This is a genomic window from Gilvimarinus sp. DA14 (genome assembly GCF_024204685.1).
Classification (GTDB): Bacteria; Pseudomonadota; Gammaproteobacteria; order Pseudomonadales; family Cellvibrionaceae; genus Gilvimarinus.
In genome coordinates, this window is the sequence record NZ_CP100350.1 from 971543 (window position 1) to 988578 (window position 17036).

The window sequence follows — 17036 nt, forward strand, 5'->3', positions numbered from 1 at the left end:
CTTTAAAAAACGGCTTTTATGTTGACGCAATCGCCAAGCTTGACGCCGTAATTTGCCAAGCGCGTCGCCATCAAAGCGGCGCCATTGCGCACCTCACTTAAGTAACAGGCCGCAAAGATATTTTCATACTGCGGCATCTGCAAGGTGTACCCACTGTGAAAGCCCTCAGCGGTCGATGCCATGGCGCTTTGCTTGTACTCCTCGTGCGAGCCAAAGTTTGCCACCAGCAGACCATTGGGCTGCAAATGTTGTGTTAATACCCTGCACCAGGCGCGATCCATTGGCAGAACCCGCTCTGGCTCACCAGCGCTGCCGGAGAACAAATCATCGATAATCAAATCAAACCCGGGGCCACGGTAGTATTTCATAAACGCCACAGCGTCGGCGCAGTACAGAGGCATATGACCGCCTCGCACCCCAAAGTAGCGCCGCGCCAGTGCCAAATGCACTTGGCTCAAATCCACTCCAACAATCAATGCCCAGGGGTAAAGCCGGTTGAGTTTACGCACCACCGCACCGCCGCCGACACCTAACACCAACACGCGCTTAATGCTCTGCTGCGGCTGCAGCAGACTGGGTAACCAGAGCAAATCCCACAAGTTTCCCTCAAGCAGCCTGTGAGGGTGATACTGACTGTGAAAAATACCATCGGTGTATAAGCGTAAACTGGCGCCGGCGCTACGCACCTGACACACCTGCCCCCACTCATCAGTCTTTTGCGCGATTATCATGCATGGTCACCGTTTGGCTTGCAGCACCGACATAGCCCAATTGATGCGCTGCAGCTGCTGGGTATCGCCGCCGCGATCCGGGTGCGCGCGCATCGCCAAACGGCGGTACTGTTGTTTTATCTGGGTATAGTCCGCTGAATCGCAAAGCCCCAGAATATCCAACGCTTCTTGCCGGTCACCCGGCGACACCTGGTGTTTTGCAAGCTGGCGCCAAAAACCATCTAAAAGCTCGGTGACGGACTCATCGGTCGCGGCGCGAAAATGCTCCCAATTAAGATAGTACTCACTTAAGCGGGCCTCACGAGCACCACCCAGAGCAGCCCCCTGCCCCGACGAACTGTCCATGGCATAAACCCGAACCTCCACCAAGCCTATATCCAGCCCGATAGAATTCTCAGCCAGTTCAGCTTTCAACAGGTAAAGCCCGTTGAATAATAAGAAATGCGTTTGGAACAACCGTTGAGGAGCGGCATTGTAATCCTCTGGCAGCAAACCTCTGGCCACCAAGATCTTAATCAAGCCGTGCTCGGTATAGCCGTCGCCGGGCTCGCAGAGCAGCTCCCGCAAGACACCAAGCAGAGGATTATCGCTGTTGTCGGTGCGCATAAAGCGGACTCCAAAACGGTTGGCACAAAGCGCCCAGTATAGCCATAAGGGCGCTCGGGACTCCAACAAGCAACCCGCTATCTCTTTGAATTGTATAGGGTTAATACAATTTGTAGGGTTTTTAGGCACACCTCTATATTTATTCAACTTTTTCCCAATCAGGGGTTGACCAAATCGGGATCGCTCTATAATATGCGCACCACTTCCACAGAGGAAGTCACCGTTCCGCCTTAGCTCAGTCGGTAGAGCAAATGACTGTTAATCATTGGGTCGCTGGTTCGAGCCCAGCAGGCGGAGCCAAATAAAGATGAAAGGGCTACTCAGAGATGGGTAGCCCTTTTTTCGTTGCACAAAGAAAAACTGCAGACAACCTCTGCGCTTAGACATCATTAACGAAGCATAAGGGTCACAGCATGTTCAACGTAAACAACTATTTCGAAGGCAAAGTCGCCTCCATCGCCTTTGCGGGCGAAAAACTACCCGCCACCGTTGGCGTGATGGCGCCCGGCGATTATGAGTTTGGCACCAGCCAGCGCGAGTATATGAAAGTAATCAGCGGCGCCCTAACCGTTAAACTGCCAGGCTCCGACGATTGGGTCACCTATGGTGCTGGGGAAGAATTTATTGTCGAAGCGCAGCAGAAATTCGGCGTTAAGGTAGAATCCGATACCGCGTATCTGTGCCTGTACGAATAAGTTTAAACGCCGGGAGTGAGGCGCAAAGCCAGCTCCCGCCCTCGGCCAACTTTATAATGATAAAAACATCGCACCGCGACCTGTGTACACTAATTAAACGCAGTCTATTGCTACCTAGAGTTCGTCAATCAAGACTTTAGGGGCTAAAGCTTAAGTGGCCGAACGAGAGGTTTGATCACTGCCCATGGACGACACGCAACACTTAATGCCTCTCGCGCCTGCGCCCCCTTTAAATAGGGCTTAGGGCAGCTCCTGCCGCAACCCGCCGAGCTAAAACCAAGTCTATCGCCAAAAGCCAAAGCCCAGAGCACGCTCGCAGGGCCGGCTTTGGCTGTGTTAAATAACCTCACCTGCTCACTGCGCCTAACTAGCAATAAGTCTTGCTTGCAAAACAGGGGCTTCCTTGCGGCGTATTTATTAGCATCAATAGGCTCTTGCAGCAATGATCAGAAAACCCTTGCCTAAATTAGCCCTGCTATGCCCTGCCCCCAACCTCGAAATCAAACCAATATGACGTCAAACTGGTTTACATTTTTGTAAGAACAAGTATAAAATTTTCATCAGAGCCACGATGATATCTGACTGAGTACAGAAACTATCCCTCGAAGCAGAAGCGGCGAACGACACCAAAAAAGGTGAGATACGGCCACCGAACGGCAAGCCGTATTACTCGCTAAAGATAAAAATAATATGCAAAAAGCTCAGCGTTAACCAACAGCAAATATATCTTTTACTTTTAATAACAACAGTACTTTCAATACCGGCAAGATTTCTCAGGAGCCATAGATGCTTTCATCCCGTCGCCTTTTTCTATTATTTTCATTAACCGTCACGAGCCTCGCTGGATGCTCCGGCTCTTCCAGTCAAGATAATACTACGACCAGCTCATCCAACTCGAGCGCATCCAGCCTGCCATCAACACCACAAAGCTGTAGCTCAAGCACAGCGCTTATTATCGACTCAATTACCGAAAACGACAGCGACGAGAACAATGGCGCTGCAAAGGCTATTGACTACAACCTTTCCCCGGAATCACGCTGGTCATCGCTCGGCGACGGCAAAAGCATTACATTGGATATGGGCACTCAGGCAACGATAACAGAAGTAAAAACCGCCTGGCACAAGCACGATGAACGAACAAGCTTTTACGAGCTGGAAGCGTCAACCGATGAAACTGACTGGGTGAACCTAGTAGCCAACGGGCAGTCCGAAAATACTCAGCTTTTCACCTCAGCCACGTTTGACGAAGTTACTGCTCGCTATATCCGCTTAATAGGTCACGGAAACTCCAACGATTTATGGAACGATTTAATTGAAGTAGAAGTTTACGGCTGCGACGGGCTGGAGGTGGCCTCCGCGCAACCCAGCGGAGCACTTGAGCCTACCGACTTATCCCCGCTCAGCCCCCCTTCGGATAATTTTGATTTATCTCGCTGGTATCTAAGCGTTCCAAGCGATAACGACAATAATGGCAATGCCGATAGCATAAAAGAAAAGCAGCTTAACAACGGCTACGAAAACCCCGACTACTTCTTCACTGGTGACGACGGCGGCATGGTGTTTCGGGTTTACCCCACTGGCTTCAAAACATCAGCAAATACCAGCTATACACGAACCGAACTGCGCGAGATGCTCCGTGCCGGCGACACCAGCATTGACACAAAGGGCGTGAATGCCAACAACTGGGTATTTGGTAGCGCCCCTGCTTCAGACAGAGCAAAAGCCGGTGGCATAGACGGAAATATGCGCGCTACACTAGCCGTTAACAGAGTCTCGACCACTGGCGAGAACTATCAGGTGGGGCGCGTCATCATCGGCCAAATACACGCTAACGATGATGAACCCATTCGGCTTTACTACAGAAAACTCCCCGACAACAGCAAAGGAGCTCTCTATTTCGCACACGAAATTAAAGACGGAGACGACCAGTGGCACTCTCTGATTGGAAGCAGAAGTGACCAGGCAGCAGATCCTAGCGATGGAATAGCCTTAAACGAAATTTTCAGCTACGAAATTGACGTTCGCGGTAACACCTTAAGCGTGCATATTTATCGCGAAGGTCAACCCACCATCTCTAAAAGCATTAGCATGCGCGACAGCGGCTATGATCAGGGCGGCCAGTATATGTACTTTAAAGCGGGCGCTTACAACCAAAACAACAGCGGCGAGGACACTGACTACACCCAAGTAACCTTCTACGCACTAGAGCAGCGACACAACTGATGTAAATAGCAGCGTCTCTTATTAAATTTCGTTAGTCTGACTTGCTCCGGCAAACATTAGCCGGAGCAGTCATGCTGCCCAAACTTCAACCCGCCGCCCCCGCAGCCCTAGATTCACGATTCCTCAACCACCTATCATTTGGGATTGGTTTACCAACTGAGCTTATCCTTGTCACCACCTTAAGCATTTCAGCTAACCCTTTGTTTTCATTATTTTTTAATGTTACTGCAGCGCAGCTTAGCGGCTTTTATCATGGCAAAACTTGGAACAACACCTAAAGTTCAATCGTTTGGTATAGCAACTTTTTGCTTCATCCCCTTGCACTTCAATGGCATTTTGGTTGACAATATTATCTGCCAAATGAATACAAATTGGGCGCCAAGAGGCGTTTACCCAAATATCAACAATAACGGGCCCTGGAGGATATAATGCGAAATAACAATAAGTTCGCTCAAAAGTCATCACGCAAGCATAGTTTCAACCGCTCAATGCTGGTTAGTGCTATAGCCGCTATTTCATACACCGGCATGGCGCAAGCTCAAGATTCATCGGACGAAATGCTTGCACTTGAGGAAGTTGTGGTACAAGGCACACGCGCCACGATTCAAACCACCATCGACATTAAACGAAACTCCACCACGATCGTAGACGGTATGTCCGCCAACGATATTGGTGACATGCCTGCCCTTTCCATTGGTGAAGCACTAGAATCTATTACTGGCGCGTCTTCACACAGGGAAAATGGCGGCGCTACTGAAATTTCGATCCGCGGGCTCGGCCCGTACCTGAGCGCCACCACTTTCAACGGCCGCAACGCCACAAACGGCAGTGGCGACCGCTCAGTAAACTTCTCTCAGTTCCCATCCGAGCTAATCAACAAACTGGCCATCTATAAAACTCAAGATGCCAGCTTGATCGAAGGTGGTGTAGCAGGTCTAATCGCCCTGGAAACCGTTAGACCTTTGGATTTCAACAAGCGACGCCTGCAAGTCGAAGCAAAAGCCGGCTTCCAACCAAATCAACAAAACATTGAAGACTCAATGTCAGGAGATGTGGGCTTTCGCGGCAGTGCCAGCTATGTAGACCAATTTGAGTTTGACAATGGCTCTGCACTGGGGATCTCTTTGGGATATGAGCAAAGCGATATTGCTCAGCCTGAATCTGAAATGCGTGCATCCAGTCCCAGCGGTACCTCGCTGTTTGCCTGTATCAATGATCCGAGTGTGACTGATCGAGGTTACTACCTGGAATCAGCCGGTGACTGTGAAGACCCCACCACCGGGCCTTCTAACTCTGGCGATTACAACACTGAGATCAACCCAGAAACTGGGGAAGCCTATGACGCAGGCAAAGACTATGCGTTTGCCCCCAGCTCCAACAGCTATCGTCAGAACGACACATCTGACGAGCGTGAGGCTTTCTTTGCTGCACTTCAGTTCCAGCCTAATGATCGCACGGATATTAATATCGATTACCAAACCTCCGAGCGTATTCAGGCAGAGAAACGTCACGACTTAAACTTTGCCAACCAAAAGCGCACTACCCCAGGGGTTACACCAGAAAACCTGGTGGTATCTGAAAACGGCGCTATTCACAATTGGGTGGGCGAAACCGCCATCGAATCAAACAGTGAGCTCTATCGTCGTGACGAGAATTATGAGGGTTACGGGATAAACATCGCCTATGATATCACCCAAGACTTCACCGTTTCGGCCGACTACTCATTCTCCGAAACTACACGTGTAGAAAACCAAATCTTACTGCGTACACAGTCTGACGATCGCAACGTATACGCTGAAGATATCTCTCAATATCGCCCCATGGTTCAATGGGATACCGATTCGGGCATCCGCCAATACGAGATCACCGGGTTTGATGTGACCGACCATTCACTGTTCTCGGATCGCTACCGTGCTCGTATTGACAGTGACGTGGATCGTACCAACACCATCGAAGCTTTCCGTGCAGACTTCGAATGGCGCTTAGACGGCATGATTACAGCCGTTAAAGGCGGTGTCCGTCACTCCGAGCTCGAATATCTGGACATGGGCCCCACTGTACGCAATGAGTTTGAAGTGACCATTGGGGAGTACGAGTTCCTGTCTCAAGTAAACGAAACCTGTGCGATCGATTTCCCTGAAAGTGACTTTATGGGAGCAGAACGCGACGGCGCACTGTTTACTATCTTGGACGATCAGGGAAATATTGTTAAGGAAACCAACAGCTGGGCTACATTCGATACCGCCTGTGCTGTTTCCATGCTCGCCGAGCATACCGGTAACAGCATGGATTTCCCAGAAATGCCGGAATCCCTGGCCAGCACGACTGATGTGACCGAAACCACAGACGCCGCCTACATCATGGCTGACTTTGACAGCGAGATGTTTAATAAAACCGTTCGCGGTAACTTTGGTGTGCGTGTTATTCAAACCGACGTTGAGTCCATCGGTTATCGCACCCCCTATACCATTGAAACCTCAGACGAGGGCATCCTCTCACTGGTCCCTGTAGAGAGTGCAGATCTTGAGCGCGTAGAAGCAGGCGGTGACTACACCGAAGTACTGCCAAGTGTTAACGTCATTATGGATCTCAGCGAAGAGCTGATGCTCCGCGGTGCGGTATATCGTGGCTTATCACGCCCAGAGCCTGCAGATCTCAGTTATCAACGCGGCTTTACCGTAAGCAGCGAAGAAGACATTACCGAGCTGGATGAGCTGATTCAAAACGTTAGTGGCGATGGTAATCCCAACCTGCAACCACTGACCTCTTGGAGCTTTGACGCAGCCATCGAGTGGTACCCGAATCAAGATACCATGCTGGCTTTCGGCCTCTATCACAAAAAATTCCAAGGCGGTTTTGATACTACCCGGACTACCGAAGAGTTTTTAATTGATGGCCAGATGGTCCCTGCCGATTTTGATTTGACTGAAACCAACGACGACACCAGCAATCTCACCGGTATCGAGATCACGGCCACTCATAACTTCTCCTATCTGCCGGGGCTGCTTAGCGGATTTGGTTTCAAAGCGAGCTACAACTACGCCGATTCTGACTTTGAATTTGAAGACAGCAACTATGGCGACATTACCGTGCGCGATGACGAGGGCAATGTCGTTTATCAAACAGATGGTATTGTCGAACCGGGCAACGTTCCCGGCTTCTCAGATCACGTTTTCTCTGGACAGTTGTACTTCTCTGAAGGCGATTTTGACGCTAGCTTGATCTACAAATATCGCAGCGAGTACTTTCAGCCCTACACTAGCAATGGCACACGTTTGCGCTTTGTTGGAGATACAGGTGTATGGGAAACACGTATGTCTTACTACATTACCGACGACGTCCGTGTAAGCCTGGAAGCAATTAATCTGTTTGACGAGCCGAAAAAACAATATCACTACACCCGGGATTACCTTGGCGAGCTGAACAGCTTTGGTCCCCGTGTATTTATGGGTGTAAAAGCTAAGTTCTTCTAGCCCTACCCCTTCCGGCGGCCCACTCCGCCGGAAACCACTCGTGCCCGCGCTTGCGCGGGCTTTTTTATGTCAGTTAACAACAACTCTATTACCACTAATATCTATCTCGCGCGCCTTCTACTCCACCCTATAGCCGATTGCCCAGACGGTCCTCACAAAGCCCATTCTATTAGCTACACACATACCCGCTAGCAAATAGATCACAAATACTGAACCCGTGAAAAACGCCACCCTGATCGACCTGAAGCCGAAAGCGACAGTACAGGTGCACGGGCGTTAGTCGATTCAGCCAAATTTTTAGTATGCACGTCAGCGTCCACCAGCTTATAGGCGTGTTATTTTGATGTATCACCCGCTTCTTTAGTAAACCATCAGGTAAAATTTTTTGAGCCGTACTAGCTATGCCAACAGCATGGTTTATAAAAAGCGAAAGACAAAAGGCGGGACAAAAAAAGCCCCCAAGAATGGGGGCAAAAGAGAACAGCTATGGAACTAAAAAAACATTCGAAATCACTCGGAAATCACAATAACTTCCGCTGAATTCGAATGGTAGACAGAGTTTGGATTAACATCTGGGTCAAGAGAGTCGCCAAATACGTAATCCTCAAAGTCATCTTCAAACACCAAGGAAGTGCCTTCTAAATCCTCAAATATTTTAACCTCATCGATATGATAAGCGGCATCAGGAATCGTTGAGCCATTATCACCAAGCTTGAAGATGGCATATTCAACACCATTCATTACCTCTGAGGGCGAGCCTGAAGCCGAACTAAAAGGCTCAGTGGTAACACTTGTACCATTGATGGTGATAGTCATCAGGGGCGTTGTATCCGCGCTGGCAGCCGACGCATCCCACGTCATCTCCACTTCGGTCCACTCGCCTGGGGTAAAAGGAATATCGACGGTGATATCGTCACGGTCACGAATGGCAAACTTATCTTCCTGAATGCGCAAATCGACAAGAGCATTGCTGGTGCTGGTAGAGGAACCAAACAAACCGATGTAAGCGTCTTTAGCCGATCCGTCTTCAGTTACTGCATTGTCGTCTTTAAGAAACGAAACCGATAACTTACCCAAGGCAACAGCTGATTCAAGCTTATATCGCAGCTCACCGGCGTCATCAATCATATTATCGGTAATCTGCGCAATTTTATTGCCAGGTGTACCAGGACCTGATTCATCACCAGAGCCGCCGCCTGTTCCTTCCCCGCCAGCAGTTACATTTGCCACCACGGTTTCTGCAGTATTGCTGTGATAAACAGAATCACTGTTTTCTTCAGGATCCAAAGATACGCCAACCTCATAGCCTTCAAAGTCATCTTCGAAGGCTATGCTATTACCTTCAATATCGGAATATACCTTTACGTTATCAACATAATAGGCGCCGTCAGGAATGATCGAGCCGTTGTCACCCACTTTGAAGATTACCGCTTCTACACCATCCATTACCGTTGTCGGAATTGAAGAGGCCGAAGAGAACGGCTCAGTGGTTACGCTTACGCCATTAATGGTGACAGTAACTAAAGGCGTCGCGTCTGCGCTCGCCGCGGAGGCGTCCCAGGTCATTTCGACGTCTGTCCACTCACCGGGAACGAAAGGAATCTCTACTTCGATGTCATCTCTGTCACGGATAACGTACTTATCAGCCTGAATACGTAAGTCGACCATAGCCTGACTGGTACTTGTAGATGAGCCGTAAATACCAATATAAGCGTCTTTATCTGCTCCATCTTCATCGACCACGTTCTCGTCTTTCAAGAAAGATACGGTAAGCTTTCCTTTCTCGATCGCTTCATCAAATTTATAGCGAAGCTCACCGGCATCATCGAGCATATTGTCGGTGATTCGAGCGGCCTTAGTGGTAGTAAGGACGGTATCCGCTCCGGTAATCGTGATTTCGAGGCTCGCCGATGTTCCATCTACTGATTGAACCTCCACCACATCTACGATCGAGTCATCCGGTCCCGCCAAAGAGGCAACGGTGCTATTCTCAGTGTCGAGAGTGTACACCCAGTTACCATCCTCGATAATTGAGAAAGTGCCGTACATAGTACTTTCATCGGATAGCGGCTGAACTGCGTCTTCGTCTGAGTCAGGATCAGTGACCACGATGGTGCCGGCCAAATCTTGAGTGCTGTTATTGGTGTTTGCTTCCAGGCCGCTAAAGGTCGCGGGAGTATTCTCTACCGGACCCGCGCTTGAGCTTGACCCCCCTGAGGTATCAGGCACGTCAAACACATCGTCCCCGTCGCCGCCGCACCCTGCCAAGCTGGCAGCCAGAATGGAAGCTGTTAACAGTTTCATTTTCATAAGTGTGTATCCTTATTGTTAATTGATGACTTGATACGAATTTCTTACAGATTTAATTATTGTTGATTCACGTTAGTTTATTTACCAAGACACAGCATATTCAGAGCGTGACTTCTTTTAACAAAAAGCCGTTTAACTTCAAGTTAAGTCTCATTTTGAACTCACCGAACAGTTAAACCTTTAGTCTCAATCCCTTAGTTTCCAAACCAAAAGTGCACTTTTCTGTCGCAGAGCCTGCCTACTTATCACAGTGAACCAAACCGCGTTCTTATCCCAGCATATGTTGTCTAGCGTGGAAAAAGGCGGGCTTCTGCCGAAGCCCGTTAAGCGGGTAACCACTCTCGTTAACCCATCGGAGAGGACCACAGACACTGTGGTAAAAACATGGCCTTGACGCCAATACATACTGGCGCTGTTGAGTTAACACCTACAGCGCCAAACAAACTTGCTGAATCAAAAGTTTCAATCATTTACTCCCTAATTATCATTATTTATAGGAAAGCATAATCGCCAGATAGGAAGACCTTACCGAATTGACTGCACTTTTGTCAACCGATTTGACAATAACAGCTTCAACCAATTTATAGACTCTAGAAATTAATTAATAAAGGCTTATATTTCAGCAACTTATGAGACAGAATCGGAAATGCAGAACGGAAACACAAAACTGAGAGGTAAGAGCTGCAAACGATGCGAGATCACCGTTTGCTCTACCCCTCACCAAGTTACGGCCAACAAAGGAGGGGTGGTGATAACACCGAAGCAGCGCCACTTAGAAAATAGGCTAGGTGGCGCTGCTAAGTAAGGCTATAGGCTATTTAACTGTCAAGGACGAAAAGGTCGCCTGCACATAGTGACCGTTTTGATAGTCTTCCTCCCAAACACCACTGCCCGCACAGCCCGCATACCACATGCCCTCCTGGTCTTTACTGCTGCATTGGTTGTAGGCGCCTGCTTTAAAGTAGAACCAGTCACCGCTATAACCGCGGGGGTTATCGAGTTCGTCCACCACGCCATTAGGATCGACATTATTCGATAAATCTACCGAGTATTCGACCGTCGGTTTACCCTCTGCAGAGAAGGTCAGATTCATAATATTGCCGTCAACATCAACGGTGTAACTGAACGTTTCATTAAGCTTGAGCCCAGCTTCTCCTGGATCCTCAGACGAATCCCATAGATTGCCCCAGACAGGGTAAGCAATGTCGGTGCGATTGGGGTCATCACGCTCTAAGTTCCGTTCGTACGTCCAAAACACCGAACCGTGTTCGTGATTAGGCCATTTCTTGAAATAAATTTTTAAAGGTTCATTACCATAACCAAAACCGCGAGCCATTGAATCATCCTTGCCCGCATGAATTTGACCTACCACTACGGAGAAGGCCGGTTTCTTGTCGGGATTTTTAGCGTCGACGGCCACATGATTAACGGCCAAAGTAGCCGATAGTTGCCCGCCAATCGCCCCATATTTACTGGCTTTAGAGTGAGCTGCCAGGGCAAAATTATTGCCGGGTGCTTTGGTTTTAGAGCCCTCGGGATCAACCATTTGTCGCAGCTCGCTGCGGGTATTGGTAGAGTTGGCAGTGGTTATCGCTTTATTGGGTGCCGCAAAAACCACGCCGCCCTCTTCATTTGCGTAGAAAAAACGCGGTTCCAGCAAGCGGCTGATGTTGGGCGGGCCTACTTCGTCTATCTTTCCGTCGCGATTACTATCCATCGGCAGCGTTATCTTCCAATGCGAGAAATCCATAACAGAGCCGGGAATCCTTTTACCGATCATCGCATCGGCGTTATAAGTTTCTTTCTTGGTTTGTGTTTGACCCTGACAGGCAGTCAGAACAGCAACTGAAGAAACGATTGCCATAGCAGCAACTGGGATGCGTCGCATCGACTTTTGAAGGTTTATTATCATCTTATTTCTCCCGCTAACTTTATGAGTTGGATATAGGATTAAATTAACTGAAATTTCAAATTAGAGCTTCGCTCATGAATAGAAAATAAATAGGTATTATCAGCATCGGCGATAAAAACCATACCGGCAACGCCCGTTAAATCTCGATATGCACCGGAAAATCCACCGTCTACGCAAACCAAATGTCCATTGGCAAACCGTGGTGACTCACCGTCCTTGAGTTTTACCGGCAGATGACCATTGACGATAACACTACTGCCATCGCCGCCAAGTTCTTTAGCAACTGAAGCAATAAACGTCTGATTATCCCTTGTATTAAAGTAAGGATTCTTGCCTTCATCGTGAAAGCGTTTGTCGGCGACGAAGTAACGCTCGAACGTTGTCATCTTATTACGTCCAAACAAAGGCGATAAAGGCCCGCACCACAGATACCAAGCGATATCAGATAAGTACAGACAATTTTTACTTCCGCGCCGAGAATAGGCCTTGCGCAATTGCAGCTCGAAAGCATCGAACAAGGCTCTACCGCTGAGTTCTCTCTGGTTCACCTGAAAGGGTGCAGGCTTGAGATCCTCGTTCACTGGGAGACAGCCGTGAAACATGACAAACCGACCGTCCGATGCTAACAAACTACCGTTGGCAAACAAAAAATTGATGTGTTTCTGCAGCCGTTCAGACTCGACAAACTGCGCTTTCAAATCCTCTATAACCGACCACTCTTGGTCAGTTAAAGCAGAAGTGGAATTTGAGTTTACCGTGGGGAAATATGTGTCGGATAGGCCAACTGATTCGCCCTCTAAGATGATGAAGCCATTAGAAAAATCTACTTTTTTCAGCATGGCTCTATCGGCGAGAGCAAAGTTCGGATTGCGCTCTATGATCTGCTCTTCAAGTTTAAACTGCAACACCGCTATGGCTTTATGCATAGCCTCCCAAGGCTGATTGGGGTCCGTCGTGGTCGAGCCTACAGAAAACTGTTCAGCTGGTTCGCACGCATAAGAATCACGAGCAAGCTGCGCCAAATTATTAAGATTTATACCATAGTCTCTGGTAAGGGTTTCGATATGCCCATACTTGAGACAAAGTCGCACTACCGTGGCGATGCACTCTAGCGACCCGGAGGCCGCCCCCATCCAAAGGACATCGTGATTACCCCATTGAATGGTGACGTCAGGCATGCCTTGCAAACGATCCAGAATTTTCGCCGCATCTGGGCCACGATCAAAAATATCGCCAACCACATGCAAGCGATAACACGCCAATGCCAGCACCGCTTTGGCAATATATCGACACAGTTGCTCCCTATCTTGATAATCTAGCAAAGCGATAGCATCACGGCGCTGATCGTCAAGCACACCGTTAATGGCGTATTCATCCAGAATATTTAAAAACCAGCTGCAGCTGGCGAATGTCTCTACCCCGACGGGCCAAAAACGGCGATCCTGCTTAAATCTAAGCAGAATTTCCATCATGGCCGTAAGTTCCGCAAAGTGGTCCGAGAGCCCCGGAGAAGTCGCCTCTTCACCGAGTAGGTAATGACGCAAAGCGCTTAAGGGAGCGCCAGGACTCTGCCTCGCGTAATCTTCCAATAGCGCCTCTAATATGCCGAATCGTCTTTCCGTTAACGCGTCGAACATATCCCCCTGTGCATGTAAATCCGATATAAAGACTTTGTAGGGCTGTGCAGGCATCTAAAGGGTACTCACCAAATATACGCGTCGGCGCTAAAACACACTTTCGCAATTTAATTGGCGGCAGATGTCCGTCAATTTAGAAGAAAAGCCCTCTTCGGCTTTGCGCAACCAGACCCTTGGATCATAAAACTTCTTGTTTGGTGCATCCGGACCCTCAGGATTGCCAATTTGAGCCTGAAGGTAATCTTTACGATCTTCATAAAACTCGCGCACACCATTCCAGTAAGCCCACTGCAAATCGGTATCCACATTGACTTTCACTACACCGTACTCGATACCTAAAGCGATATCTTCGGCCGACGATCCCGAGCCACCGTGAAACACGAAGTCCACTGGGTTATGACCCAAGTTGAAGGTTTGCTTCAAATGATCTTGAGAGTTACGCAGGATTTCTGGCCGCAAGGTTACATTGCCCGGCGAATACACACCATGAACATTACCAAAGGCCGCTGCGATAGTGAATTTATCGCTGATCTGGCTGAGCTTCTCATAGGCATATTCAACTTCTGAGGGCTGCGTGTACAAGCGGGATGAGTCTATTCCCGTATTATCGACACCGTCTTCTTCACCACCGGTAACACCCAGCTCGATTTCAAGCGTCATACCCATTGCACTCATGCGCTTAAGATACTCGCAGCAAGTTTCAATATTCTCTTCCAAAGGCTCTTCGGACAAATCAATCATGTGTGAAGAAAACAACGGCTTACCGTGTTGACGGTAATACTCTTCTCCGGCGTCCAGCAAACCATCGATCCAAGGCAAAAGTTTTCGAGCGGCGTGATCGGTGTGCAACATCACGTTGGCGCCGTAAACTGGCGCCATCGCATGGACGTGTAAGGCAGCAGAGACAGCGCCGTTTATAGAGCCTTGGTGGTTAGAGTTCGCTACAGATTTACCACCGTAAAACGCAGCCCCACCGTGTGATAGCTGAATAATGATTGGCGCACTAATCTCAGCAGCAACCGCCATTACGCTGTTAGCCGTGCTAGAGCTAGTAATATTGACCGCAGGCAAAGCCATGTGCTGTGCCTTGGCGTAGGCGAAGGTCTTCGAAACCGCATCACCTAGAATAACGTTTTCAGGTAAGGTTAGCTTATTAATCATGGGCAACTCTCTTGTGGATTGTTTGCTACATGCAGATCTACATTACTGAAAGTTAGGCATATCACTTTCAGCAATAATCGCACCTTTATGTTGTATCACCGTTGAGGCCAAGATATGCCCCATTTTGGCAGCCAATTCATAACTCTCGCCTTGTGAGCGATAGTGCAGGTAGGCAGCGTTGAAGGAGTCCCCTGCAGAAGTCGTATCAACCACCTCTACCCGACGGCCGCTCACGACTTCGCGACTGGATCCGTCGTCGACACAACAACCTTCGGCACCCATTTTCAACACAATTTCACGGGCGCCACATTTACGAATTCGATCAATGATCGCGTCTTTATCTGTCTCACCAAAAAGCTGAGCTTCATCATCAATGGTGGGGAGGGCTATATCGCTGATAGCGTAAGCCCGACTGAACGCCTTTTGAGCTAGATCAGTGCTTTCCCATAAAACCGGACGGTAATTTCCGTCAAAAACTATTTTTTTTCCGTCATCTTGCAATTCAGATAATAATCTGAATAAACGGTTCCGAGACGGCTCATCAATAATCGCTAGGCTAATGCCGGAAAAGTAAATAAAATCAAAGTGTGATAGTTGCTGACGAAGCAGTTGCGCTTTGCCATCGCTATCGAGGATGTACTTTGCAGCTGAATCGTTACGCCAATATATAAAGTGACGCTCGCCTGTTTTATCGTTACTAATGTGGTAAATCCCGGGACGTTTGCTGGAATCCTTTCGCACTACCGATGTATCAACACCAGATTTTTGCCATTGAGATATCATCCACTGGCTGGCCTGATCGTCACCCATTGCCGTAACAAAACTGGACTGAGAACCGAGTCTCGCCAAATACACCGCCGTATTCAAAGTATCTCCACCGTAACCAATCACGGCAGGAACCTTGGCCAATTCATCCGATAAGCTACCGCTGGACATCTCCAGCATACATTCCCCAATAGCTGCAATCTTCACATTCTACCTCTTAGTTAACACAGAGACCCTTGGCCCCACCGACTCTAAAGATTTGCCCTTAGGAGAAGATCAGACCGCCGTTCACGTCCATATTTAGACCCGTTAAGAAGGTGGCCTCATCGCTAGCGAGATAAGCAACGACATCCGCAACTTCATCCGGCGAGCCTTCACGACGCAGAGGTGTTGCTCCAGCAACATTCTTGCGCGCTTCGTCTTTGGTAAATGTATCGTGGAAGGTGGTGCTAATCATGCCCGGACACAGTGAGTTAACACGAATACCGCAGGGGCCCAACTCTTTAGCCATGGCGCGGGTAAAGGTCATCACTGCACCCTTGGCAGTAGCGTACGCCGAAGCACCAGGACCTCCCCCGTCGCGGCCGGCCTGGGAGGAGAAGTTAATCACCACGCCACCCTGCTCCATATGGGGAGTAACATATTTGGTCAGCAAAAAGGTACTGGTAAGGTTCAAACGCACTACAAAGTCAAAAAAGTCCGGGTCCATTTCGTCAATGGTTTTCCGCGCTACAAGACCACCAGCCACATTGACCAAAATATCAATTTTATCGCCGAATGCCTCTTGGGTTTTAGCAACCAGATTTCGCACCTCATCGGGCTGCCCCATATCGCCACGAACCAGAATGGCCTCGGCTCCCAGGCTTTTCACATCGGCAAGTGTTTTTTCAGCAGCTTCCTGATTACCGAAGTAATTGATTACCAGTTTCGCCCCCTCCTGAGCCAATTTTAGCGAGATCGAGCGACCTATATCACGCCCACCACCGGTTATTACGCAAACACGATTTTTAAGTTTCATAGAAAGCTCACCTGATGATTAAATATGTATATGCAAGAATCCGTATAGCGCCGCTACCTTGAGCGATACATGGATGAGAATGTAGCCGCTACGCTACTCTGCGCAAAGACCTACTTACCACCGACCATATCGGCGCGAATCGGACTGAAAATATCAATCAAGATGCCGGCCTCAAGACACACAGCCCCATGCTCCTCATTCGGCGGAACATAAAAGCAATCGCCACCTTTTAAAATTTTCTTCTCGCCATCAATCATTACTTCGAATTTACCACGCTCTACATAGGCCACTTGAGAGTGGAAATGGCTGTGAACATAGCCTTCACTGCCCTCTTCAAACGTAACCCGCACTACCATAATCTGTTCGTTGTAACCCATGATGCGCCGTTTTACACCGGGGGCTACATCCTCTTCTTCAATGGTGTCCAACTCAATAAACTTACTTGACTCAATCAGCATAATCGTCACCTGTTCAATCGAGAATCAAATTAAAGCCCACTCACAGT

The 17036-nt window shown here is 48.7% G+C and carries 13 protein-coding genes and 1 tRNA gene; 5 read left to right on the top strand and 9 right to left on the bottom strand.

Translation table 11 applies throughout. The features are described from left to right. Positions 1-2: 2 nt before the first annotated feature. Both NHM04_RS04235 and NHM04_RS04240 read right to left on the bottom strand, forming a co-directional pair. Complete coding sequence (locus NHM04_RS04235; protein WP_254265799.1) at positions 3-731, bottom strand: class I SAM-dependent methyltransferase; 729 nt, start codon at positions 729-731, stop codon at positions 3-5. Positions 732-737: 6 nt separating this feature from the next. Then, positions 738-1337 carry a DNA-J related domain-containing protein gene (locus NHM04_RS04240; protein ID WP_254265800.1) on the bottom strand — a complete coding sequence of 200 codons (600 nt, stop codon included), beginning with the start codon at positions 1335-1337 and terminating at the stop codon, positions 738-740. A gap of 224 nt (positions 1338-1561) precedes the next feature. Here NHM04_RS04240 and NHM04_RS04245 point away from each other — a divergent pair. From NHM04_RS04245 to NHM04_RS04265, 5 genes are all read left to right on the top strand, one after another. Continuing rightward, positions 1562-1637: transfer RNA gene (locus tag NHM04_RS04245), tRNA-Asn, on the top strand. A gap of 113 nt (positions 1638-1750) precedes the next feature. Further along, the gene (locus NHM04_RS04250) at positions 1751-2032 is read left to right on the top strand and encodes a pyrimidine/purine nucleoside phosphorylase (protein WP_254265801.1); all 282 of its coding nucleotides are present in this window, start codon (positions 1751-1753) and stop codon (positions 2030-2032) included. Positions 2033-2818: 786 nt separating this feature from the next. Continuing rightward, the gene (locus NHM04_RS04255) at positions 2819-4255 is read left to right on the top strand and encodes a polysaccharide lyase family 7 protein (protein ID WP_254265802.1); all 1437 of its coding nucleotides are present in this window, start codon (positions 2819-2821) and stop codon (positions 4253-4255) included. Between the two features lie 71 nt (positions 4256-4326). Continuing rightward, complete coding sequence (locus tag NHM04_RS04260; RefSeq protein WP_254265803.1) at positions 4327-4533, top strand: hypothetical protein; 207 nt, start codon at positions 4327-4329, stop codon at positions 4531-4533. A 150-nt stretch (positions 4534-4683) separates the two neighbouring features. After that, positions 4684-7728: a TonB-dependent receptor gene (locus NHM04_RS04265; protein WP_254265804.1), complete on the top strand. Its 3045-nt coding sequence runs from the start codon at positions 4684-4686 to the stop codon at positions 7726-7728. Positions 7729-8238: 510 nt separating this feature from the next. Here NHM04_RS04265 and NHM04_RS04270 read toward each other — a convergent pair. The 7 genes from NHM04_RS04270 to NHM04_RS04300 form a co-directional block, all read right to left on the bottom strand. Next, a complete protein-coding gene (locus NHM04_RS04270) occupies positions 8239-10038 on the bottom strand; it encodes a VCBS domain-containing protein (RefSeq protein WP_254265805.1) in 1800 nt (599 codons plus the stop codon). An 814-nt stretch (positions 10039-10852) separates the two neighbouring features. Next, positions 10853-11950, bottom strand: a complete 1098-nt coding sequence (locus NHM04_RS04275) for a polysaccharide lyase family 7 protein (RefSeq protein ID WP_254265806.1) — start codon at positions 11948-11950, stop codon at positions 10853-10855. 38 nt (positions 11951-11988) lie between these two features. Beyond that, positions 11989-13641 carry a fructose-bisphosphatase class III gene (locus tag NHM04_RS04280; protein WP_254265807.1) on the bottom strand — a complete coding sequence of 551 codons (1653 nt, stop codon included), beginning with the start codon at positions 13639-13641 and terminating at the stop codon, positions 11989-11991. Positions 13642-13674: 33 nt separating this feature from the next. Further along, the gene (gene fbaA / locus NHM04_RS04285; protein ID WP_254265808.1) at positions 13675-14748 is read right to left on the bottom strand and encodes a class II fructose-bisphosphate aldolase; all 1074 of its coding nucleotides are present in this window, start codon (positions 14746-14748) and stop codon (positions 13675-13677) included. A 42-nt stretch (positions 14749-14790) separates the two neighbouring features. Then, positions 14791-15720, bottom strand: a complete 930-nt coding sequence (locus NHM04_RS04290) for a sugar kinase (RefSeq protein WP_254265809.1) — start codon at positions 15718-15720, stop codon at positions 14791-14793. A 58-nt stretch (positions 15721-15778) separates the two neighbouring features. After that, positions 15779-16531 carry an SDR family NAD(P)-dependent oxidoreductase gene (locus tag NHM04_RS04295; RefSeq protein ID WP_254265810.1) on the bottom strand — a complete coding sequence of 251 codons (753 nt, stop codon included), beginning with the start codon at positions 16529-16531 and terminating at the stop codon, positions 15779-15781. Between the two features lie 110 nt (positions 16532-16641). After that, positions 16642-16989, bottom strand: a complete 348-nt coding sequence (locus NHM04_RS04300) for a cupin domain-containing protein (protein ID WP_254265811.1) — start codon at positions 16987-16989, stop codon at positions 16642-16644. Positions 16990-17036: the final 47 nt, after the last annotated feature.